At 61.5% G+C, this 19,747-nt stretch carries 19 protein-coding genes and 1 tRNA gene; 3 read left to right on the top strand and 17 right to left on the bottom strand.

The features are described 5' to 3' along the window. Nucleotides 1-31 precede the first annotated feature (31 nt). Nucleotides 32-1,036, top strand: coding sequence for a polyprenyl synthetase family protein (locus R3F00_RS16960; RefSeq protein WP_371282911.1), 1,005 nt, complete (start codon nucleotides 32-34; stop codon nucleotides 1,034-1,036). Nucleotides 1,037-1,848: 812 nt separating this feature from the next. Here the strand turns inward: R3F00_RS16960 and rfbB are convergent. The 7 genes from rfbB to R3F00_RS16925 form a co-directional block, all read right to left on the bottom strand. Then, nucleotides 1,849-2,904 (bottom strand): dTDP-glucose 4,6-dehydratase, encoded by a 1,056-nt coding sequence (gene rfbB, locus R3F00_RS16955; protein WP_371282910.1) that lies wholly within the window; start codon nucleotides 2,902-2,904, stop codon nucleotides 1,849-1,851. Nucleotides 2,905-2,946: 42 nt separating this feature from the next. Beyond that, nucleotides 2,947-4,071: a tRNA guanosine(34) transglycosylase Tgt gene (gene tgt / locus R3F00_RS16950; RefSeq protein ID WP_371282909.1), complete on the bottom strand. Its 1,125-nt coding sequence runs from the start codon at nucleotides 4,069-4,071 to the stop codon at nucleotides 2,947-2,949. A 59-nt stretch (nucleotides 4,072-4,130) separates the two neighbouring features. Further along, nucleotides 4,131-5,189 carry a tRNA preQ1(34) S-adenosylmethionine ribosyltransferase-isomerase QueA gene (gene queA / locus R3F00_RS16945; RefSeq protein ID WP_371282908.1) on the bottom strand — a complete coding sequence of 353 codons (1,059 nt, stop codon included), beginning with the start codon at nucleotides 5,187-5,189 and terminating at the stop codon, nucleotides 4,131-4,133. Nucleotides 5,190-5,292: 103 nt separating this feature from the next. Next, the gene (locus R3F00_RS16940) at nucleotides 5,293-5,895 is read right to left on the bottom strand and encodes a response regulator transcription factor (protein WP_371282907.1); all 603 of its coding nucleotides are present in this window, start codon (nucleotides 5,893-5,895) and stop codon (nucleotides 5,293-5,295) included. Between the two features lie 73 nt (nucleotides 5,896-5,968). Next, nucleotides 5,969-7,162 carry a sensor histidine kinase gene (locus tag R3F00_RS16935; RefSeq protein ID WP_371282906.1) on the bottom strand — a complete coding sequence of 398 codons (1,194 nt, stop codon included), beginning with the start codon at nucleotides 7,160-7,162 and terminating at the stop codon, nucleotides 5,969-5,971. Nucleotides 7,163-7,300: 138 nt separating this feature from the next. After that, on the bottom strand, nucleotides 7,301-8,086 hold the full coding sequence (locus R3F00_RS16930) for an ABC transporter permease (RefSeq protein WP_371282905.1): 786 nt from the start codon (nucleotides 8,084-8,086) through the stop codon (nucleotides 7,301-7,303). Further along, nucleotides 8,083-8,982: an ABC transporter ATP-binding protein gene (locus R3F00_RS16925; protein WP_371282904.1), complete on the bottom strand. Its 900-nt coding sequence runs from the start codon at nucleotides 8,980-8,982 to the stop codon at nucleotides 8,083-8,085. The genes R3F00_RS16930 and R3F00_RS16925 overlap by 4 nt, the downstream gene beginning before the upstream one ends. Nucleotides 8,983-9,261: 279 nt before the next feature. Between R3F00_RS16925 and R3F00_RS16920 the strand changes: the two genes are divergently transcribed. Continuing rightward, the gene (locus R3F00_RS16920) at nucleotides 9,262-10,773 is read left to right on the top strand and encodes an aminotransferase class III-fold pyridoxal phosphate-dependent enzyme (protein ID WP_371282903.1); all 1,512 of its coding nucleotides are present in this window, start codon (nucleotides 9,262-9,264) and stop codon (nucleotides 10,771-10,773) included. 105 nt (nucleotides 10,774-10,878) lie between these two features. After that, nucleotides 10,879-11,202, top strand: coding sequence for a PsiF family protein (locus R3F00_RS16915; protein WP_371282902.1), 324 nt, complete (start codon nucleotides 10,879-10,881; stop codon nucleotides 11,200-11,202). A 74-nt stretch (nucleotides 11,203-11,276) separates the two neighbouring features. On the opposite strand, the gene pip is transcribed toward R3F00_RS16915, so the two are convergent. From pip to thrS, 10 genes are all read right to left on the bottom strand, one after another. Next, nucleotides 11,277-12,239 (bottom strand): prolyl aminopeptidase, encoded by a 963-nt coding sequence (pip, locus tag R3F00_RS16910; protein ID WP_371282901.1) that lies wholly within the window; start codon nucleotides 12,237-12,239, stop codon nucleotides 11,277-11,279. Nucleotides 12,240-12,362: 123 nt separating this feature from the next. Continuing rightward, nucleotides 12,363-12,439: transfer RNA gene (locus R3F00_RS16905), tRNA-Pro, on the bottom strand. Between the two features lie 97 nt (nucleotides 12,440-12,536). Then, complete coding sequence (locus tag R3F00_RS16900; protein WP_371282900.1) at nucleotides 12,537-12,893, bottom strand: MerR family transcriptional regulator; 357 nt, start codon at nucleotides 12,891-12,893, stop codon at nucleotides 12,537-12,539. Further along, on the bottom strand, nucleotides 12,871-13,173 hold the full coding sequence (gene ihfA, locus R3F00_RS16895) for an integration host factor subunit alpha (RefSeq protein ID WP_092403997.1): 303 nt from the start codon (nucleotides 13,171-13,173) through the stop codon (nucleotides 12,871-12,873). Before ihfA ends, R3F00_RS16900 begins: the two co-directional genes overlap by 23 nt. 1 nt (nucleotide 13,174) lies before the next feature. Next, nucleotides 13,175-15,553: a phenylalanine--tRNA ligase subunit beta gene (pheT, locus tag R3F00_RS16890; protein WP_371282899.1), complete on the bottom strand. Its 2,379-nt coding sequence runs from the start codon at nucleotides 15,551-15,553 to the stop codon at nucleotides 13,175-13,177. A 157-nt stretch (nucleotides 15,554-15,710) separates the two neighbouring features. Next, nucleotides 15,711-16,706: a phenylalanine--tRNA ligase subunit alpha gene (gene pheS, locus R3F00_RS16885; protein ID WP_371282898.1), complete on the bottom strand. Its 996-nt coding sequence runs from the start codon at nucleotides 16,704-16,706 to the stop codon at nucleotides 15,711-15,713. 102 nt (nucleotides 16,707-16,808) lie between these two features. Further along, on the bottom strand, nucleotides 16,809-17,168 hold the full coding sequence (gene rplT, locus R3F00_RS16880; RefSeq protein WP_371282897.1) for a 50S ribosomal protein L20: 360 nt from the start codon (nucleotides 17,166-17,168) through the stop codon (nucleotides 16,809-16,811). Between the two features lie 12 nt (nucleotides 17,169-17,180). Then, nucleotides 17,181-17,378, bottom strand: a complete 198-nt coding sequence (gene rpmI, locus R3F00_RS16875; RefSeq protein WP_371282896.1) for a 50S ribosomal protein L35 — start codon at nucleotides 17,376-17,378, stop codon at nucleotides 17,181-17,183. A gap of 142 nt (nucleotides 17,379-17,520) precedes the next feature. Next, nucleotides 17,521-18,042, bottom strand: coding sequence for a translation initiation factor IF-3 (gene infC / locus R3F00_RS16870; protein WP_371282937.1), 522 nt, complete (start codon nucleotides 18,040-18,042; stop codon nucleotides 17,521-17,523). 42 nt (nucleotides 18,043-18,084) lie between these two features. After that, a partial coding sequence (gene thrS / locus R3F00_RS16865; RefSeq protein ID WP_371282895.1) for a threonine--tRNA ligase occupies nucleotides 18,085-19,747 on the bottom strand: 1,663 nt, incomplete at its 5' end.

The following is a 19,747-nucleotide window of genomic DNA, read 5'->3' as shown; positions in this document are numbered from 1 at the left end:
ACTGCAAGCCAACGATTTCGGGATGCCACACTTGAGTTCAGTTTCCAGCCCAGCCGCGACGGCCATCCGCAACTTTTCCGACGTCCAGGCCCTCGCCGCTGCCGACATGGGTGCGGTCAATTCGCTGATTCGTTCGCGGCTTGCCTCGGACGTGGTCCTGATCAACCAGATAGCCGAACACATCATCGGCAGTGGCGGAAAGCGTCTGCGCCCCATGCTCCACCTGCTGGCTGCACGGGCCGCCGGCTACAAAGGTGACGGGCACCTTGCGCTGGCCAGCCTGATCGAGTTCATTCACACCTCGACCTTGCTGCACGATGACGTCGTCGATGAATCGGACCTGCGCCGCGGTCGCAAGACAGCCAACGCGTTGTGGGGGAATGCGGCCAGCGTGCTGGTCGGCGATTTTCTCTACTCGCGTTCGTTCCAGATGATGGTCGAACTCGACGACATGCGCATCATGCGCATTCTCGCCGACACCACAAACCGGATCGCCGAGGGCGAAGTGCTGCAGCTGCTCAACATCGGCAACGCCGACACGACCGAGCAGGCCTACCTCGATGTGATCGAGCGCAAGACCGCCGTGCTGTTTTCCGCCGCGACCCGACTCGGCGCCGTTCTCGCCGATCTGCCGGGCGAACAGGAGCAAGCACTCGCCCGGTACGGCCTCGATCTTGGCTATGCATTCCAGATTGCAGACGACGTGCTCGACTATGTCTCCGACGCAGACACCCTCGGCAAGAACATCGGTGACGACCTCGCCGAAGGCAAACCGACCCTGCCTGTCATTCACGCCATCGCCAACAGCCCACCTGACCAGGCCGCCAGCCTGCGTCGTGCCATCGAGTCCGGCGGCCTCGACTCGCTCGACAACATCATCGCCGCCATTCGCGATTCGGGTGCAATCGAACATTCGCGCGAGCGGGCAGAACGCTACGCGCGTTCGGCCAGGTCGGCGTTGTCGGCCTTGCCGGCTTCGGCGGCACGGGACGCACTTGGGGTGTTGGCGGATTATTCGGTGAATCGGGCTTCGTGACTCGCGAAATTTTCTGGACAGCAGAGCCGTCTGTGCGCTTGTTCAACTCGCCGGCGCCGTATATAGCAGAGCAAAGCTTTCACACGCCTGCGGCATCAACCCAAAGCTTGCACTCGCCTCCGGCGAGCGCCCTACTTTCTCTTGCGTGGCCAAGAGAAGAGTAGGCAAAGAGAAGGCCACCCCACGCACGCGCCTTGCGCACAGTCCCTGTGCTCAAGGTGCGCGAGTCAGCTCCGGGGTTTGCTGACAGTCCATCCATGGACTGGCAGCAAACTGGCCCACGTCCTGTGGGCCATCCTTCGGACAATTCCTGCGCAGCCTCGCCACGTGCGACGGGACACATTCAGCGCGCGTCCTGCGCGCCAGATCCAAAGCCAAAGAAAAAGCCTGCGGAACTCTGCTTCGTCTTTGCATCGGCTCTGCTGCGCAGGAAGCGCAGTGACCGGGGCCCCTATGCAGTGGCGGAGTGGCGCAGGAAAGGCCCGAAGGGTGGGCGCGAGGGATCGCGCCCAGTTGGCTGCCAGCACAAGGATGTGCTGTCAGACAACCCCCGGAGCTGCGCCGCGAAGTCGTAGGGCAGGAGCCGGAGACCGCTGCGTCGGGGTGGCCTTTCTTTGGGTTACCTTTCTTTGGCCACGCAAAGAAAGGTGACTCGCGCGCCGAAGGCGGGTGAAAGCACTGCTTTTCCAATGCGCCGAAATATGACCCGCAAATCAGAAAAGAAAAGACAAACTAGATGAACAGGTATTCGGCAGTTGTGACTAGCTTCCAGACTCCGCCGGAATGACGTCCCAAAAATTGAAAGTCCGAGATCAACCCCCTCCCAACCTCTCCATCCGATAGCTCCCATCCAGTACCCGCCGAACCCACTGGTCGTTCGCGAGATACCAGTCGACCGTGCGCGCCAGTCCCGACTCGAAGGTTTCGGTCTGGCGCCAGCCAAGTTCACGCTTGATCTTCGAGGCATCCACGGCATAGCGTCGATCATGACCGGGGCGATCCTTAACGAAGGTGATCAGGGATTCGCGCTTGCGTCCGTCGGCGAGGGGGCGGCGCTCGTCGAGCAGCGAGCACACCGTCTTCACGACATGGATGTTCTCGCGCTCGGCATCGCCACCCACGTTGTAGACCTCGCCGGCACGACCGATTTCGAGTACGCGCAGGATCGCACTGCAGTGATCCCTCACATAGAGCCAGTCGCGGATGTTGCGGCCGTCTCCGTAGACCGGGAGGGACTCACCGGCAAGCGCCTTCTGGATCATCAGCGGAATGAGTTTTTCCGGGAACTGGAACGGCCCGTAATTGTTCGAACAGTTTGTGGTCAGCACCGGCATGCCGTAAGTGTGATGAAACGCGCGCACAAGATGATCCGATGAAGCCTTTGATGCCGAGTACGGTGAATTCGGCTGGTACGGCGATTCCTCGGTGAATCGACCTACCGGACCCAGCGAACCGTAGACCTCGTCGGTCGATACATGCAGGAAACGGAATACGTCCTGACCTTCAAGCGGCAAGGCTCGCCAGTAGGCGAGCGCACACTCGAGCAGATTCAGCGTTCCGACCACATTCGTCTTGACGAACTCGGCCGGGCCGTCGATCGAACGGTCGACATGCGATTCCGCCGCGAAATTGATGATCGCGGTCGGCCGATGCTCCGACAACAGCGCCTGGACACACTCACGATCACCGATATCGCCATGCATGAAGCGATAGTCGGCATGCGCGGCGACCTCGGCCAGCGTGTCGGGATTGCCTGCGTAGGTCAGCGCATCGAGATTGACGACTCGATAGCCTCCGAGTGCGAGCAGCTGCAGAATGAAGTTGCCTCCGATAAATCCTGCGCCACCCGTGACGAGTACTGTCTTCATTGAGCTTCGTAGTCCATATGGGTCATCGGTCACAATCCCAGTCTATTCGATCGTCTCGCCATCCATCGACCGTTCCGCATAGAAGGCGGCAACGAATGCGTCGAGACGGGACTCCTCGATGGCCAGGCGCAGCCCACGCATGAGGTCCTGGTAGTGGTGAAGGTTGTGGATCGTCGCCAGCTGACTGGCGAGGATTTCGCCGCAGCGATCGAGATGGCGCAGATAGGCGCGACTGAATCCGGACCGGCAGGTGTAGCAGGCGCAGCCGTCTTCGATGACCCGCGTATCACGCGCAAACTTTGCATTGCGGATACGCAGGGTGCCATGGCGCGTGAACAGGAATCCGTTGCGCGCATTGCGCGTCGGCATCACGCAGTCGAACATGTCGACACCGCGCAGGACCGACTCGACAATATCTTCGGGTCGCCCTACCCCCATGAGATAACGTGGCTTCTCCACCGGCAGGAACGGCTCGATGGTTTCCAGCGTTGCGTTGCGCTCGTCCTCCGGCTCGCCCACGGCCAGGCCGCCAATGGCGTAGCCGTCAAATCCGATCTCGATCAGGCCATCAGCGGAACGTTTGCGAAGATCCGGGTAGATTGATCCCTGGACGATGCCGAACAGGGCATTCGAATTCCCGAGTTCGTCGAATCCCCGTCGCGAGCGCAGCGCCCAGCGCAGGCTCAGCTCCATCGATTCGCGAGCTACCTGTTCGGTTGCCGGGTACGGCGTGCACTCGTCGAAGATCATCGCGATATCGGAATCGAGCACATGCTGGATGCGCATCGATTCCTCCGGGCTCAGGAACACCTTCGAACCATCGACCGGCGACGCAAAGGTGACGCCTTCCTCGGTGATCTTGCGCTTGTGCGCGAGCGAGAAAACCTGAAACCCGCCCGAGTCGGTCAGGATCGGCTTTTCCCAGCCAATGAATCGGTGCAGCCCGCCGAAATCTCCGATGATCTCGAGCCCGGGACGCAGGAACAGATGAAACGTATTGCCGAGGATAATCTCGGCACCCGTCTCTTCGACGTCGCGCGGCGTCATCGCCTTGACCGTGCCATACGTGCCCACCGGCATGAACGCCGGCGTCTCGATGCTGCCGCGATCAAACGTCAGCCGACCGCGGCGGGCCTTGTTGTCGTTGTTGAGGAGCTTGAAGTGCATGGCGTGGGATTCGATATGGGAGATAGGGGATTCGATAGAGCTCTCGACTCGCGACTCTCCTACGAATCCCTGATCCCTATTCCCGACTCCCGGCTCTTTGGCCATATCAGCATCGCATCACCATATGAGAAAAACCGGTAGCGTTGCTTCACGGCATGGCGATACGCGTCGAGGATGAATTCGGTGCCGGCAAGAGCCGAGACCAGCATCAGCAAGGTCGATTCGGGCAAATGGAAATTGGTCAGCAGGCCGTCGATGCTGGTGAACCGATAACCCGGAAAGATGAAGATCTGGGTTTCCCCCGCGAAAGGACTGAGTACGCCATCACGGGTGGCGCTCTCGAGCGCGCGAACCACGGTCGTGCCGACCGCGATAACACGACCGCCGCGCCCGCGCGCATGCCTGATTTTCTCGACGAGCTCCGCACCGACATTCAGCCATTCGCGATGCATGGTGTGATCTTCGAGCTTCTCCGCCCGCATAGGCTGGAAGGTGCCGGCACCGACGTGCAAGGTCACATGTGCCGACTCAATACCGCGTTCGGCGAGCCGATCAAGCAGGGCCGCGTCGAAATGCAGGCCTGCGGTTGGCGCGGCGACGGCTCCGGGCTCACGCGCGAAAACGGTCTGATAGCGCTCCATGTCGATCGCGTCCGGCGTGCGCTCGATATAGGGGGGTAATGGCATGCGGCCAAGTCGCAAGAGCAGGTGCTCAAGTGATTCAGCGGACTCGAAGTGCAGGCGGAAGAATTCGCCATCACGGCCGAGCACGCGCGCCAGCGTTCCATCGGCCAGCTCGATCGCTGCGCCCACCTTCGGTTTCTTGCTGACGCCGAGCTGCACGGTGGCTTCGTGGGCAGCGGTCAGTCGCTCGATCAGGATTTCCACCGCGCCGCCCGACTGCTTGCGTCCGAAAAGGCGCGCCGGCAAGACCCGCGTGTCATTGAAGACGAGCAGGTCGCCAGCGCGAAGCAACTCCGGCAATTCCCGAAACTGGCGATCCTGCATGCTCGCGCTGGCTGCATCGAGCAGCAACAGGCGGCTTGCAGAGCGTTCGGCCAACGGCTCTTGGGCGATCAGCTCGGGGGGCAGCTCGAATTTGAAATCGGACTTTTTCAAGTGGACGGCAGTGCTTTGCGGGCGCGCATTGTAGGCCGACTGCCTGCATTTCTCACCAAAACCCGAATGGCAACCCTGCCAGTGCCGGGAAAAAGCGAGCCAGTCAGAGCCATCCCTTCTGACGCGCGAGTCGATAGGCCTCGATGCGATTGTTGACACCCAGCTTGCCGATTGCCTCGGACAGGTAGTTGCGCACCGTGCCATGGGACAGGTTGAGCCGGCTGGCGATATCGCCCGCGCCGATGCCCTCGCCGGCCAAGCGCAGGACCTGGCGCTCGCGCTCGTTGAGCGGATCCGCCTCGGTCCAGGCATCAAGGGCCAACTGCGGATCGATCGAACGCCCGCCACGGTGCACGGTGCGCAATGCTTCGGCCAGATTTTCCGCGGGTGCGTCCTTGAGCAGGTAGCCGGATACGCCGGCATCCAGTGCGCGGCGCAGGAATCCGGGGCGCGCGAAGGTTGTCACGATGACGACCTTGATCGGCAATTCATGGCGCTGGATTCGCTGCGCCAGCTCGAGTCCGGTCAGGCCCGGCATCTCGATATCCGTTACCAGCACATCGGGCTTCAGCCGCTGCAATTCACGCCAGGCCATTTCGCCGTCTGCAGCCTCCCCCAGCACATCAATATCCGTCTCCAGATTGAGAAGCGCTGAGAGCGCACCGCGCACCATGGCCTGGTCTTCTGCAAGCACGACGCGAATCATCGGTTTCCCGGGTTCTGCATTTGACGGAATTCAACCTAGCATCAGCGCATCGATCTGCACAATCTGGACAGTATCAATGCAAGGCGATCGGTCGCTGGGCGGTCGCGGATTGGAGCGTCTGATCGGATAATTCCGGAGCAGGCAGTTCGAACTTCAGTCGAGTTCCTTTGCCGCTTGACGACTCGACGACAAGACTTCCGCCAAGTTGCTCGATGCGCTCGCGCATTCCGCGCATGCCGTTTCCAGGCTCCATCTTGCCGCCTCGACCGTTGTCGCTGACGTACAGGTGGACACGTCCACCGACGGTATCCAGAATGACTTCGGCACGGCGCGCCCGCGCATGCCGCTGCACATTGGTCAGCGCCTCGCGCACGACCAGTGCAAGCGCGGTTTCCTGTTCGGTCTGCAGGGCAACGTCACCCAGCGAATAGTTGAAGGCGATGCCGTCGGATTCCAGCAACTGCTTGGCCGAAGCCAGTTCGGCTGCGAGTCCGGCGACACGGATGCCGCTGACCGCGCGGCGAACCTGCGACAGTGCATCGCGGGCGACACGGGTGACCTCGCTGATCTCCCGGGCAGCCTTGGCAGGGTCTCGATCCAGCAGCTTTCCGGCCAGTTCCGACTTCAGCGCGATCAGTGACAGGGTATGTCCGAGCAGATCATGCAGATCGCGGCCAATGCGTTCGCGCTCTGCCAGCGCGGCAAGTCGTCTGACTTCATCGTGCGAGAGCTTCAGGGCCGCGCGCCTGCGCGACGCTTCGACGAAGAAATGGTTTCCGAAGAACACGGCAACAGAAATGATGGTAGTCAACGCGACCACGAACAGAGGCCCGTCAAGAAGGACGATTTCGATCAGAAACGCAGCCAGCATCGCCAGCACCCAGGCAAATTTATGCCAGAGGCTGGCATTGATCAGTGCCGCGAATGCACAGGCGAACACGATGTAGGTATTGGCGAAACCATTGATCGGAATCAGGCAATAGCCAACCGCTGCCATGCCCAGCATGCACAGGACTTCGGCCGCCCCGCTGCAGCGATAGCTCATGAAGTAGATCGGCAGGAATATCGCAATCGACAACAAGGTCGGCCACAGAATGCCCAGCGGCATTCCTCCGGAGACAACCTGCCCCGATCGGTCGAAGACGATCGGCATGAACAGGAATGCCAGATAGCCGAGTATGAAAATCGGCATCCAGCCCAGCTGCAGGTCGTCGGGTACCAGGCGCGCGCGGATCCGCAACAGGCTGGCATGCAATGCATTGCTCATCGTGTTCTCCCGGCACTTGTCATCTTTCTGGACCCGTCCAGTCGAGGGCGATCATGCATGTTGGGCCATCCTGCCCGGCAGAGTCTGCCGGGCCGATTGCGACAAGAATAGGCTGATCTTCGTGGATTGCCACGCCGCTCAGCGCCCCGAGCCGTCGCTTTCGCGGTCAAGACGCCCGCGTGCCAGAAACAGGCACAAGGCGGACATGGCCACCAGGAACCCGACATGCGCGAGCACGTTGCCGGAATCGGCATGCCCGACAACGCCCAGGGCGATCTGGCCAAGATGGTAGGAGGGCCACATCGGGGCGAACCTGGCAATGAAATCGGGCAGGACCGAGAGCGGCATCCACAATCCGGAAAGGAATGACATCGGCAGATAGATCAGATTGACCACCGCCGGCGCGGCCGAGCCGCTGACGAGGGATCCAAGCCAGAGCCCGAGCGCACAGAACGGCAAGGTTCCGGACACGTTGATCAGGAACAGCAGTATCCATTGCTGAGGTGCCAGCCTGACGCCTGCCAGCGTTGTCGCGAGCAGCGCAAGCAGTACCGAGATGATCGCGGCAAACAGCATGGCCATGACGAGCTTGGCGAAAAGGAAGGCTCCAGGCGGCATCGGCTGGGCGCGCTTGAGAGTAAGGAATCCACGCTCGCGCTCGATCGCAATGGTGACACCGAATCCGAACAGGGACGCCCCCATGATGCCGAATACGCCGTAGCTGGCCAGCAGATAGCCGGATACCTGCACGCCACCGCGTGACCCGGCCAGAACGACGCCAAACAATACGTAGAACAGTGCCGGAAACAGCAAGGTAGGCAGGACGAACGACGGCGTTCTGAGCAGACGCAGGAACTCGTGGCGCGCTTCACGCAGGTAGCAGGCCATCAGGTGCCCGATTTCGCTCCGGGCAACGGTGATCATGCTGCCTCCCTGGTCAGTTCCACAAAGGCCTCGGCCAATCCGCCGCGGTGAATTTCCAGTTCTGCCAGACGTTCGTCCTCGGCCAGCAATCGGCGCACGACCGGCTCGGCGACATCGGCGATGATTTCCATGCGACCCGCCCTGCACGAAACATCGCGCACATGAGCCCAATGCCGAACAGTGTCCGGTTCCAGTGATGTAATGCAGCCGATCAGGCGATTGGAGATCAGCGAACGCAAGCTCTCCACGCTGCCTTCGGCGATCTGCCGGCCGTGGTTCAGGACCACGACACGATCAGCCAGTGCTTCCGCCTCCTCGAGATAGTGCGTGGTCAGGAATACCGAGCATCCCTCGGCCACCATGGCGCGGATCGCCACCCAGAAGCCCTTTCTGGCTTCGATATCGAGCCCGGTGGTGGGCTCATCGAGAAACAGCAATTCGGGGTTTCCGCAGATCGCCAGGGCAAACTGGACCCGGCGCTGCTGGCCGCCGGACAAGCGTCCGTAACGGCGCTCCAGCAGGCCCTGCAGACCGGCCAGCCCGACGCATTCCTCAACGCTGCGCGGATGCCGATAGTAGCCGCGCGTGACCTCAAGCAACTCGCCTACCTTGAAGGCATCGGGTATGCCTGCCGACTGCAACATCACGCCAACACGGCAACGCGCAGCCAGCTTCCGCGGGGCGTCCCCGAAAAGGGACACCAGTCCCTGGTCTACCGAGGCGAGACCCAGCAGCGCGGCGACTGCCGTACTCTTGCCTGCGCCATTCGGCCCCAGCACCGCCAGCAGCTCGCCACTCCGAAGCCGCAGGTCCAGGCCATCCAGCGCGACCTGCTTTCCGTAACGCTTGCGCACGCCTTTCAACTCGGCCAGAACCGTGTGATTCGCTGAATCCATCGACCTTTCTCCCGTTCTGAAGCCAGACTAGTCAATGCAGATCCCGCCACGCAGTCGCAACAATCAGCGTTCGGGGGTGACAGCCGTCATGCCGGCGACGCGGACCTGGCCGCGGCCTTGGGAAAGCCGCCCAATTCGGTTTACGAAGTCGTCCGGGGTATCGAAAACGGCCCTGACGTGATAGTCTTGCAGGACGTTTTCCCTTATTTAATCAATGGCTAAGCCTTGATTGCCCGCGACGTTCCACGGCGCGGGCTTTGTGCTTTTCAGGAGATCACAATGAATGCGTTGTTGGTGAAGTTGCACGAAATGCGCGCTGCAGGTGGCCCGGTTCGTACCGCAGGTCTGAGCAATGACTGCCTCGAGACGCTGGTGGGCCAGTACCCGGAGCTTGCCGAGGCCATCGACGCGGCCTATGCCGCATTTCTGGCCCTGCGTTCGAGCAGCCCCGAGTTGCTCAAGCTCGATGAAACGGCCCAGTTCCACGCCATCCAGTCCGACTTCGTCAACTTCTACCCGGATGACGGCGTCAACCCCTATGTCGCCCTGACCGCGCGCGGCCCCTGGATCATCACCCTCAAGGGAGCTGTCATTCACGACTCCGGCGGCTACGGCATGCTCGGATTCGGGCATACGCCCAAGGCCGTTCTCGACGTGCTGTCGCGCCCGCAGGTGATGGCCAACATCATGACGCCCAACCTGTCGCAGTTGCGCATGGCCGAGGCGCTCAAGCGCGAAATCGGGCACACCCGCGGGGGCTCGCCCTACTCGCGATTCCTGTGCCTGAATTCCGGCTCCGAATCGGTTTCGCTGGCCGGGCGCATCGCCGACGTGAATGCCAAGCTGATGACCGACGAAGGCGGACGCTACGCAGGGCGTGAAATCAAGCGACTGGCCGTCAAGGGCGCCTTCCATGGGCGCACCGACCGGCCCGCCCTGTATTCGGACTCTTCGCGTAAGGTCTATGAGCAGAATCTCGCCAGCTACCGCACCGAGCGCAGCGTAATCACCGTCGAGGCCTACAACATCGACCTTCTGCGCAAGGTGTTTGCCGATGCGGACGCCAATGGCTGGTTCATCGAGGCGATGTTCCTGGAGCCCGTCATGGGCGAAGGCGATCCGGGTCGTGCGGTAACCGTCGAGTTCTACAAGGCGGCCCGCGAGCTGACCAAGGCACACGGCAGCCTGTTGCTGATCGACTCGATCCAGGCCGGCTTGCGCGCGAATGGCGTGTTGTCCTTCGTCGACTATCCCGGTTTCGAGAATGTCGAGGCACCGGACATGGAGACTTACTCCAAGGCCTTGAATGCCGGACAGTTCCCGCTCTCCGTGCTGGCCGTGAACGACCGCGCTGCCGATCTCTACAAGCGTGGCATCTACGGCAACACGATGACCAGCAATCCGCGTGCGCTGGACGTCGCCTGCGTGGTCCTCGAAATGCTGACTCCCGCGATCCGTGAAAACATTCGCGCCCGCGGCCGTCAGTTCATCGAACGCCTTGAAGCGCTCAAGGCCGAATTGCCCGGATACATCACCAAGGTCCAGGGCACCGGATTGTTGTTCTCCTGCGAGCTTTCGCCCGAGTTCAAGTGCTACGGCTCGGGCAGCACCGAGGAGTGGATGCGCGAGCATGGGTATGGCGTCATTCACGGTGGCACCAACTCGCTGCGCTTCACGCCGCATTTCGCGATCACCGATGCCGAAGTCGACCTGTTGATCGACGGTGTGCGTCGGGCACTGGTGGAAGGTCCTCGCCTGAGTCAGACCGAAGCGAAGCGCGACGCGGCCTGATCAGGGCGGTCAGGTGCTCCTCCAATGCGTCCCGGATTCAGGGGGCGTAGACTCGACGATTCCGGCACTGACCGGTGCCGGATTCAAGCGAAGGAGGAAATCGTCATGACATTCCGTACAACGCTGTTGATGGCGGTCGCACTGTGTTTCTCGGTCGCTGCATTTTGTGCGTGGGCTGGCGGCAAGGGATCCAGCAACGCGGACTGCAACGCGCAGGCGGCAGGCAAGAGCGGCGCCGAGCGCGAGGCCTCCATGCAGGCCTGCATGGGCAAGAGCAGCGCCGCTGCGCCCTCACAGTCGCCAGCGGCAACATCTGCCCAGCAAGGCAACAAGAGTGCCTGTCAGGCCGAAGCCCAGTCGCGAGGCTTGACGGGCAATGAGCGCAAGAACTTCATGGCCGATTGCATGAGCAACTCGGGCGGGCACTAGTCGCCGCAAATACGGGAATGCCCGCTACCGCGGGCATTCTTGCTGACGGTTCACCCATCGGAAACTCGCACGGCCTAGCGGAAGCGATCTGTCGCCTCGATCAGTTCGTGGGCAATGCCAGGCTCAAACGCAGAATGGCCCGCATCGGCAACGATGCGCAGGTCGGCCTCGGGCCAGGCTCGATGCAGGTCCCAGGCGCTGCGTGCCGGACAGACGACGTCATAACGCCCTTGCACGATCACGGCCGGAATGTTTTTCAGGCGATGAGCATTGCGCAACAGCTGGTCGTCGTGCTCGAAAAACCCGCCATGCACGAAATAGTGGCATTCGATGCGGGCGAACGCCAATGCGAATTCATCCTCCGCACTGCCGTCGATGTGCTCGGGATCCTGCAACAGATAGCTGGTGGATCCTTCCCAGACCGACCAGGCCTTGGCTGCGGCCAGACGGACATCCGGGTCGGAACTGGTCAGGCGCCGATAGTAGGCGCTCATGAGATCGCCGCGTTCCGCCTCCGGAATGGCCGCCAGATAGGTTTCCCAGGCGTCCGGAAAGATCGCGTCACAGCCCTCCTGGTAGAACCACTCCAACTCCCGTCGACGCAACATGAAAATGCCGCGCAATACGAGTTCGGTGACGCGTTCCGGGTGAGTTTCCGCGTAGGCAAGTGCCAGGGTAGAACCCCAGGAGCCCCCGAATACCTGCCAGCGATCCACCTCCAGATGCGCACGCAGGCGCTCGATATCGGCAACCAGGTCCCAGGTCGTATTCTCGGCAAGTTCGGCATGCGGCGTGGATTGCCCGCAGCCGCGCTGGTCGAACAGGATGATGCGATAGTGGGAGGGGTCGAAGAATCGGCGCACCTTCGGGCTGCTGCCGCCGCCCGGGCCGCCATGCAGAAAAACCACAGGCTTGCCATTCGGGTTTCCGCTCTGCTCGTAGTAGAGCTTGTGCAAGGGCGACACCTGAAGGAATCCGGTGTCGTAGGTCGAGATCTCGGGGTAAAGGCTTCGGCGGCCGCTGCGATCGGTACTCATGAGAGACAGTCTACCCGAACAGCTGGCGTGCTCGTGAGCTTTGCAAACTCGAGATCTGCGCCGCAAACGATTTGCAGCGGAGCAACCCCGCACTGGAAAAGCAGGACGTGGCCGGATCCGGAATGGTCGGGGCGGCGGGATTCGAACCCACGACCCCCTGCCCCCCAGGCAGGTGCGCTACCAGGCTGCGCTACGCCCCGACGAAGGCGGATCAGATGTTGCGAGGGGCGCGGATTGTATCAGGACTGTGCCCGATCGTGGACCCGCGCGGGAGATTTCGAACAAGTGGTGCGGGAATCAGCGTCGCAGGATCTGCAGAACTTCTTCAAGCTCCATGCGAACCTGGCGCACGATCTGTCCCGACATGCTCACTTCCATGCGCGCCTGCGGGCCTTCCAGGCGCTGGCGCGCACCGGTGATCGTGAAGCCCTGATCGTAGAGCAGCGAACGGATCTGGCGAATCATCAGCACGTCATGACGCTGGTAGTAACGTCGGTTTCCGCGACGTTTTACCGGCTTCAAGTTGGGAAATTCCTGCTCCCAGTAGCGAAGAACATGCGGCTTGACCCCGCAAAGCTCGCTAACTTCGCCAATGGCGAAATAGCGCTTTGCCGGAATCGCCGGTAGTTCGCTATTGCTCCCCTGATCCAGCATAGGCTTCTACTCGGACCTTCAGCTTTTGCCCCGGCCGGAACGTCACCACTCGCCTCGCGGAGATTGGAATCTCCTCGCCGGTCTTCGGGTTGCGTCCGGGACGTTCATTTTTCAAGCGCAGATCGAAGTTGCCGAACCCCGACAGCTTGACCTGCTCTCCCCTTTCAAGTGCATCGCGTACGGACTCGAAGAATGCATCCACGAATTCCTTGGCTTCGCGCTTGTTCAATCCAACGTCCACAAAAAGACGTTCTGCCATTTCAGCCTTCGTCAGCGCCATCCTACCCTCGCAACTTCGCGTTGTAACCAGTCGCCAGAGCGGAGACCGCCAGATCGACGCACTGATCCGCGTCCTGATCCGTTAGGGTGCGTGAACGGTCCTGTAAAATCAAGCCCATAGCGAGACTTCTGACACCATTTCCGAGATTCGATCCGGCGTATTGGTCAAACAGAACCAGATCCACCAGATGCTCGCCCACGGCGGCGCGAATGCTCGCCTCGATCTCCGAGCACGCCACGCTGTCGGAAATCAGCACGGCAATGTCCCGGCGCAGGGACGGGAATCGGGACAAGGGACGGGCCACCGGTACGCTGCGCCAGGACAATCCTTCCAGCTGCAGCTCGAAAACGTGGACATCGTCATCAAGATCAAGCTTCCCTTGCAGGCGCGGATCAAGCGCACCCACGAAGCCGATCACCCTGTCACCCCGCCAGATCGTCGCCGAGCGACCCGGGTGCAGCCAGGACGGGCCTCCCGACCTGAATTCGAACGAGGTCGCGTCGGCGCCGGTCAGCCGAATCAGCGACTCGACATCGCCCTTGATGTCGAAGAAATCGAGCTTTCGCCTGGCTGTGCCCCACTGCTCCCCGTCAGCGTCGCCGATCGCCACGCCTGCGATTCGCTCGATCTCGACGGGGGCGTCCTTCCCTTCATGATAGCTGCGCCCTGTCTCGAACAGGCGCACGCGGAGTTGCTGGCGCTTGCGGTTTCGGTCCAGAGCCGCGACCAGCCCCGGCAGCAGGCTGGTGCGCATGACGGCCAACTCGGCCGATAGCGGATTCTTCAGCGCAATCGCGTCCTCGCCCATGCCCCAGGTCTGCAGAAGTTCGGCGTCCACGAAGGCGAAGTTGATCGCTTCGGCATAGGCGCGCGCCGCCAGCTGTTCGCGAATCAGCGACAGGGCGACCCTGTCCTCCGGGATGGAAACGGGCGTGATCTCCCCACGTGGCGCCTGCACCGGAATCCTGTCATAGCCGTGGATCCGGGCAACTTCCTCGATCAGGTCTTCCTCGATGGCCAGATCGAACCTCGCCGAGGGTGGAATAGCCGACCAACCCTGTTCGGTCTTTGTGACTTTCATGCCAAGCGACTCGAGAATCCTGCTCACTTCGGAATCAGCCACCTCGATACCGAGAATCCGGCCCAGGCGACTTCTGCGCAATGCAATTTCCGAGCGGGCCGGAAGGTGCGCCGGCGAGGACTCTTCGATCAACGGTCCGACCGACCCGCCGCAGATCTCGAGCACAAGGGCCGTAGCGCGCTCGATGGCCTGGCGCGGCAGCTCCGCGTCCACGCCGCGCTCGTAGCGATGCGAGGCATCGGTATGCATGCCAAGCCGGCGTGCTCTCCCGCTGATGCTGCCTGATGCGAAGTGCGCCGCCTCGAGGAACACGTCCTGCGTCGCGTCGGTCACGCGCGTGTCGTGACCGCCCATGATCCCGCCCAGCGCAACCGGCTTGTCCTGGTCGGCGATGACGAGGAATTCCTCATCCAGCTCGACGGTGCGCTCATCAAGCAGCTTGAGTTTCTCGCCCTTGCCCGCCGCACGCACGACGATCGGTCCATGCAGGGTCGCCGCGTCGAAGGCGTGCATGGGCTGGCCCAGCTCGAGCATGACGTAGGCGGTCACGTCGACAACGGCACTGATCGGTCGGATGCCCGCGCGGCGCAAGCGGTCTATCATCCACTGCGGTGTTGCGGCGCGCGCGTTCACGCCACGCAGAATGCGCCCGCAATAGCGCGGGCAAGCAGCCGGAGCCTGCAGCTCCACCTTGAACACATCCTCGATAGCGGCCGACTGCTCGGGGATCTGCACCGGTCTGGCGGATATGCCGAATTCGGCACCGACTTCGCGTGCAAGACCGACCATGCCCAGACAGTCAGCGCGATTCGGAGTCAGGCCCAACTCGATGGCAGCATCCGGAAAGCCCATCCAGGCAGCCAGCGGCTTGCCCACGGGAGCATCTGCAGCCAGCTCGAACAAGCCATCGGCGTCGCTGTCGAACCCCAGTTCGCGCCCGGAACAGAGCATCCCGTTCGATTCGACACCGCGCAGTCTGGCCGTCTTGATCGTGACCGTACCCACGCGGGTACCGACGGTCGCCAGGGGCGCCTTCAGACCGACTCGAGCGTTCGGGGCCCCGCAAACGATCTGCAGCGGCGCACCCAGGCCCGCCTCCACCCTGCATACACGCAACTTGTCGGCATCCGGGTGTTTTTCCGCCGCCACGATCTCGCCGATGATCACGCCGTCGAGGTTTGCACCAAGGATTTCGACATCCTCGACCTCCAGGCCACTCATGGTCAGACGCTGCACGAGCGCCTCCCTGGCAACCGGGATGTCGACAAGTTCACGCAACCAGTTTTCGCTGAATTTCATTGGGAGCCGGGAATCGAGAATAGGGAATCGGGAATGGGACAAACAAGAGCGGAGCTCGTGGGACCAGGAACTCGGGACAGGGTGTCAGGGGGAAGATTTGCAAGCTGCAGGAAGCCAGCTTACCGACTCCCCATTCCCTATTCCCGACTCCCCGCCCTCAAGCAAACTGCCTCAAGAAGCGCAGATCGTTCTCGAAAAATGCGCGCAGGTCATCCGCGCCATAGCGCAGCATCGCAAAGCGGTCGACGCCCAGACCAAATGCGAAGCCGGTATAGCGCTCCGGATCGATGCCGCAATTCTTGAGTACATTGGGATGGACCATGCCGCAACCGAGCACTTCGAGCCAGCGCGTCTCTCCGTTTTCCGAACTCCAGCCGATATCCATTTCTGCCGAGGGTTCTGTGAACGGGAAGAAGCTCGGGCGCAAACGCATCTCGAAGTCGCGACCGAAGAACGAGCGCACGAAAGCTGCCAGGGTGCCCTTGAGATCGGCAAAGCTCGAAGTCTCGTCGATCAGTAGGCCTTCGACCTGGTGGAACATCGGCGAATGGGTCTGGTCCGAATCGCTGCGGTACACCTTGCCCGGAGCAATGATCCGGATGGGCGGCGTGCGTCCGGACATGCTGCGGATCTGCACGGGCGAGGTATGCGTGCGCAACAGCCGCCCGTCCGGAAACCAGAAGGTGTCGTGCATCGTGCGTGCGGGATGATCGGGCGCGAAATTCAGCGCTTCGAAATTGTGCCAGTCGTCTTCGATCTCGGGGCCATCCACGCGCTCGTAACCAAGCCGGGCGAAGATGTCGCAGATGCGCTCCATGGCGCGGGTCACGGGATGCAGATTCTCGCGGCTGGAGCGTCGGCCCGGCATGGTGACATCGATGCGCTCGCTGGCCAGTCGCGCCTCCACCGCGGCTTCTTCAAGAACATGCCTGCGTGCGGCAATGGCTTCGAACAGGTTGCTCTTGGCGATATTGATGCGCTCGCCCGCGGCCTTGCGCTCTTCGGCCGGCAGCTTGCCGAGTTGCTTGAGTTGTTCGGTTACAAAGCCCGACTTGCCCACTGCTGCCACGCGCACGGCATCCAGCGCCTCGAGACTTGAAGCGGAAGCTATCGCCTGCAGCGATTCGTCGATGCGGCTGCTCAACGGATCCATCGGTTTTCCCCCAGCAGAAACGAAATGGGGAGCAAGGCCAGAGCCTGCTCCCCACGTTCATCGAACATCAACGGCCGGCGTCAGAAAGCGGCGCCAGCGGACTTACGCAGCCAGAGCGGCCTTGGCCTTTTCTGCCAGCGCGCCAAACGCCGCGATGTCATGAATGGCGAGGTCAGCCAGCACCTTGCGATCCACGTTGATGTCGGCCTTCTTCAGGCCATTCATCATGCGGCTGTAGCTCAGGCCGAACATGCGGGCACCCGCGTTGATGCGGACGATCCACAAGGAACGGAACTGGCGCTTGCGCTGCTTGCGGCCGATATAGGCGTACTGCAGGGCCTTGATGACAGCCTGCTTGGCAACGCGGTAGACCTTGCGGCGGGCGTTGTAATAGCCCTTCGCGCGCGAAAGCAGCTTCTTGTGCCTGCGGTGGGCGGTGACGCCACGTTTTACTCGTGCCATGGGTCAGTCCTCCTACAAGTACGGCAGCATGCGGGCGACGCGGCCGGCATCTTCCGCGCGCACGTGATTCGTGCCGCGAAGGTTGCGCTTACGCTTGGTCGATTTCTTGGTCAGGATGTGGCTTCTGAAAGCATGGCCACACTTGAATTTTCCTGACGCGGTCTTGCGGAACCGCTTGGCAGCGGCCCGGTTGGTCTTCATCTTGGGCATGGGCCCAACTCCTTTTGTGGTTTTCGTTACTGGCCCGAGCGACGACTGGGTCGTGCTTTCCATCCTGCTCGTTCCGGTGTGTATGACCCGACAATCCGGGTCGCTCCTCATCTGCCAGCGGAAAATGCCGCCGGCAAAAATCCTACTTGTTCTTCTTTGGCGCGATCATCATGACCATCAGGCGACCTTCCATGCGCGGGTACTGCTCGATGACGGCTTCCTCGGCAATGTCCGCTGCGATCTTCTTGACCATGGCGTCACCAAGCTCTTGGTGAGCCATTTCGCGACCACGAAAACGAATCGTGATCTTGACCTTGTCGCCTTCATCGAGGAAGCGGCGCAGGTTGCGCAGCTTGATCGCGTAGTCGCCAACGTCGGTAGTCGGACGGAACTTGAGTTCCTTGATCTCGACCTGTTTCTGCTTCTTCTTGGCCGCATGCGCCTTTTTCTGCGCATCAAACTTGAACTTGCCGAAATCCATGATCCGGCAGACCGGCGGATCGGCCGTCGGCTGGATCTCGACCAGATCCAGGCCCAGCTCCTGAGCCATTTCCAGTGCCTCGTCGCGCGATAGAACGCCTACCTGTTCTCCGTCAGCGCCGATGACACGTACCCGCGGAACCCGGATCTCCTGGTTTCGGCGGTTTGCTTTTTCAGTTGCGATACTTCGTACTCCTGGCGATTAATCTAATCGAATCAATGACTTTCAGGCGACACTTGATTCGGACTTGAGGCGCCCGGCGAAGTCAGCGATCGAGAATGATCCCAGGTCCTCCCCTGAACGCGCACGCACGGCAACGGCCCCCGCCTCCTTTTCGCGGTCACCAACGACCAGCAGATAGGGAACCTTGTTAAGCGTGTGTTCGCGGATTTTATATCCGATCTTCTCGTTTCGCAAATCCGCTGTCACCCTGAACCCTTGCGCGACAAGGGTTTGCGCCGCTTCGGCGGCAAAATCGGCCTGCGCATCGGTAATATTCAGGACCACGGCCTGTACCGGGGCCAGCCAGGTCGGGAATTGCCCGGCGTGATGCTCGATCAGGATGCCGATGAATCGCTCCATCGAGCCGACGATGGCGCGGTGCAGCATGACCGGCACGTGGCGCGCCGAATCTTCGCCCACGTACTCGGCGCCGAGGCGTCCGGGCATCGAGAAATCCACCTGCATGGTGCCGACCTGCCAGGCGCGGCCCAGCGAATCACGCATGTGGTACTCGATCTTCGGGCCATAGAACGCGCCCTCGCCCGGCAATTCCTGCCATTCGACGCCCGAAACGCGCAAAGCCGAACGCAGGGTCTCCTCGGACTTGTCCCAGACTTCGTCCGAGCCGATGCGCTGATCCGGGCGCAAGGCCAGTTTCAGGGCGATCTCGGTAAAGCCGAAGTGCGCGTAGACCTGCATGGCCTGGCGATGAAAGGCCACGACCTCGGCCTCGATCTGGTCTTCCGTGCAGAAAATGTGGCCGTCGTCCTGGACAAAGCCGCGCACGCGCATCAGTCCGTGCAACGCACCCGACGGCTCGTTGCGCGTACAGGAACCAAATTCGCCGTAGCGGATCGGCAATTCGCGATAGCTGTGCAGGCCGTGATTGAAGACCATCACATGACCAGGGCAGTTCATCGGCTTGAGCGCGTAGTCGCGGTTTTCCGACGAGGTGATGAACATGTTCTCGCGATAGTTCTGCCAGTGCCCGGTCTTTTCCCACAGGCTCTTGTCGAGGATCTGCGGACACTTGATTTCGTGATACCCGGAATCCCGATAGACCTGACGCATGTGCTGCTCGACGATCTGCCAGATCTGCCAACCTTTCGGATGCCAGAACACGAGTCCGGGGGCTTCGTCCTGCATGTGAAAGAGGTCGAGCTGCTTGCCCAGCTTGCGGTGATCGCGCTTCTCGGCTTCCTCGATGCGTGTGATGTATGCGGCCAATTGCTTCTTGTCGGCCCAGGCGGTTCCATAGACGCGCTGCAACTGCTCGTTCTTCGCATCGCCGCGCCAATAGGCGCCTGAAATGCGGGTCAGCTTGAAAGCCTTGAGGAAGCGGGTGTTCGGCACGTGCGGGCCCCGGCACATGTCGACGTATTCCTGATGGTAATAAAGACCCATGGCCTTTTCGTCGGGCATGTCCTCGACCAGGCGCAACTTGTAGTCCTCACCGCGCTTCTTGAACTCGGCGATCACTTCGTCGCGCGGCGTCACCTTCTTGATGACGTCGTACTCGGTATCGATCAGCTCGACCATGCGCTGCTCGATCGCCGCCAGATCTTCCGGCGTGAACGGGCGCTCGTTCCAGATGTCGTAGTAGAAACCTTCCTCGATGACCGGGCCAATCACCATCTTGGCCTCGGGGAACAGCTGCTTGACCGCA

It is taken from the genome of Dokdonella sp., from assembly GCF_041395345.1.
Classification (GTDB): domain Bacteria; phylum Pseudomonadota; class Gammaproteobacteria; order Xanthomonadales; family Rhodanobacteraceae; genus Dokdonella.
The sequence above is the reverse complement of the archived record's forward strand: the minus strand, read 5'-3'. Positions and strand labels throughout refer to the sequence as shown.

Excerpts from the sequence above, each read along its gene's own strand:
- R3F00_RS16940 (WP_371282907.1), bottom strand. The coding sequence starts at position 5,895 with ATGATTCGCGTCGTGCTTGCAGAAGACCAGGCCATGGTGCGCGGTGCG.
- pheT (WP_371282899.1), bottom strand. The coding sequence starts at position 15,553 with ATGAAATTCAGCGAAAACTGGTTGCGTGAACTTGTCGACATCCCGGTT.
- rpmI (WP_371282896.1), bottom strand. The coding sequence starts at position 17,378 with ATGCCCAAGATGAAGACCAACCGGGCCGCTGCCAAGCGGTTCCGCAAG.
- R3F00_RS16920 (WP_371282903.1), top strand. The coding sequence starts at position 9,262 with ATGAATGCGTTGTTGGTGAAGTTGCACGAAATGCGCGCTGCAGGTGGC.
- R3F00_RS16900 (WP_371282900.1), bottom strand. The coding sequence starts at position 12,893 with ATGCTGGATCAGGGGAGCAATAGCGAACTACCGGCGATTCCGGCAAAG.
- ihfA (WP_092403997.1), bottom strand. The coding sequence starts at position 13,173 with ATGGCGCTGACGAAGGCTGAAATGGCAGAACGTCTTTTTGTGGACGTT.
- R3F00_RS16930 (WP_371282905.1), bottom strand. The coding sequence starts at position 8,086 with ATGATCACCGTTGCCCGGAGCGAAATCGGGCACCTGATGGCCTGCTAC.
- tgt (WP_371282909.1), bottom strand. The coding sequence starts at position 4,071 with ATGCACTTCAAGCTCCTCAACAACGACAACAAGGCCCGCCGCGGTCGG.
- R3F00_RS16915 (WP_371282902.1), top strand. The coding sequence starts at position 10,879 with ATGACATTCCGTACAACGCTGTTGATGGCGGTCGCACTGTGTTTCTCG.
- rfbB (WP_371282910.1), bottom strand. The coding sequence starts at position 2,904 with ATGAAGACAGTACTCGTCACGGGTGGCGCAGGATTTATCGGAGGCAAC.
- R3F00_RS16925 (WP_371282904.1), bottom strand. The coding sequence starts at position 8,982 with ATGGATTCAGCGAATCACACGGTTCTGGCCGAGTTGAAAGGCGTGCGC.
- pheS (WP_371282898.1), bottom strand. The coding sequence starts at position 16,706 with ATGGATCCGTTGAGCAGCCGCATCGACGAATCGCTGCAGGCGATAGCT.
- rplT (WP_371282897.1), bottom strand. The coding sequence starts at position 17,168 with ATGGCACGAGTAAAACGTGGCGTCACCGCCCACCGCAGGCACAAGAAG.
- R3F00_RS16935 (WP_371282906.1), bottom strand. The coding sequence starts at position 7,162 with ATGAGCAATGCATTGCATGCCAGCCTGTTGCGGATCCGCGCGCGCCTG.
- pip (WP_371282901.1), bottom strand. The coding sequence starts at position 12,239 with ATGAGTACCGATCGCAGCGGCCGCCGAAGCCTTTACCCCGAGATCTCG.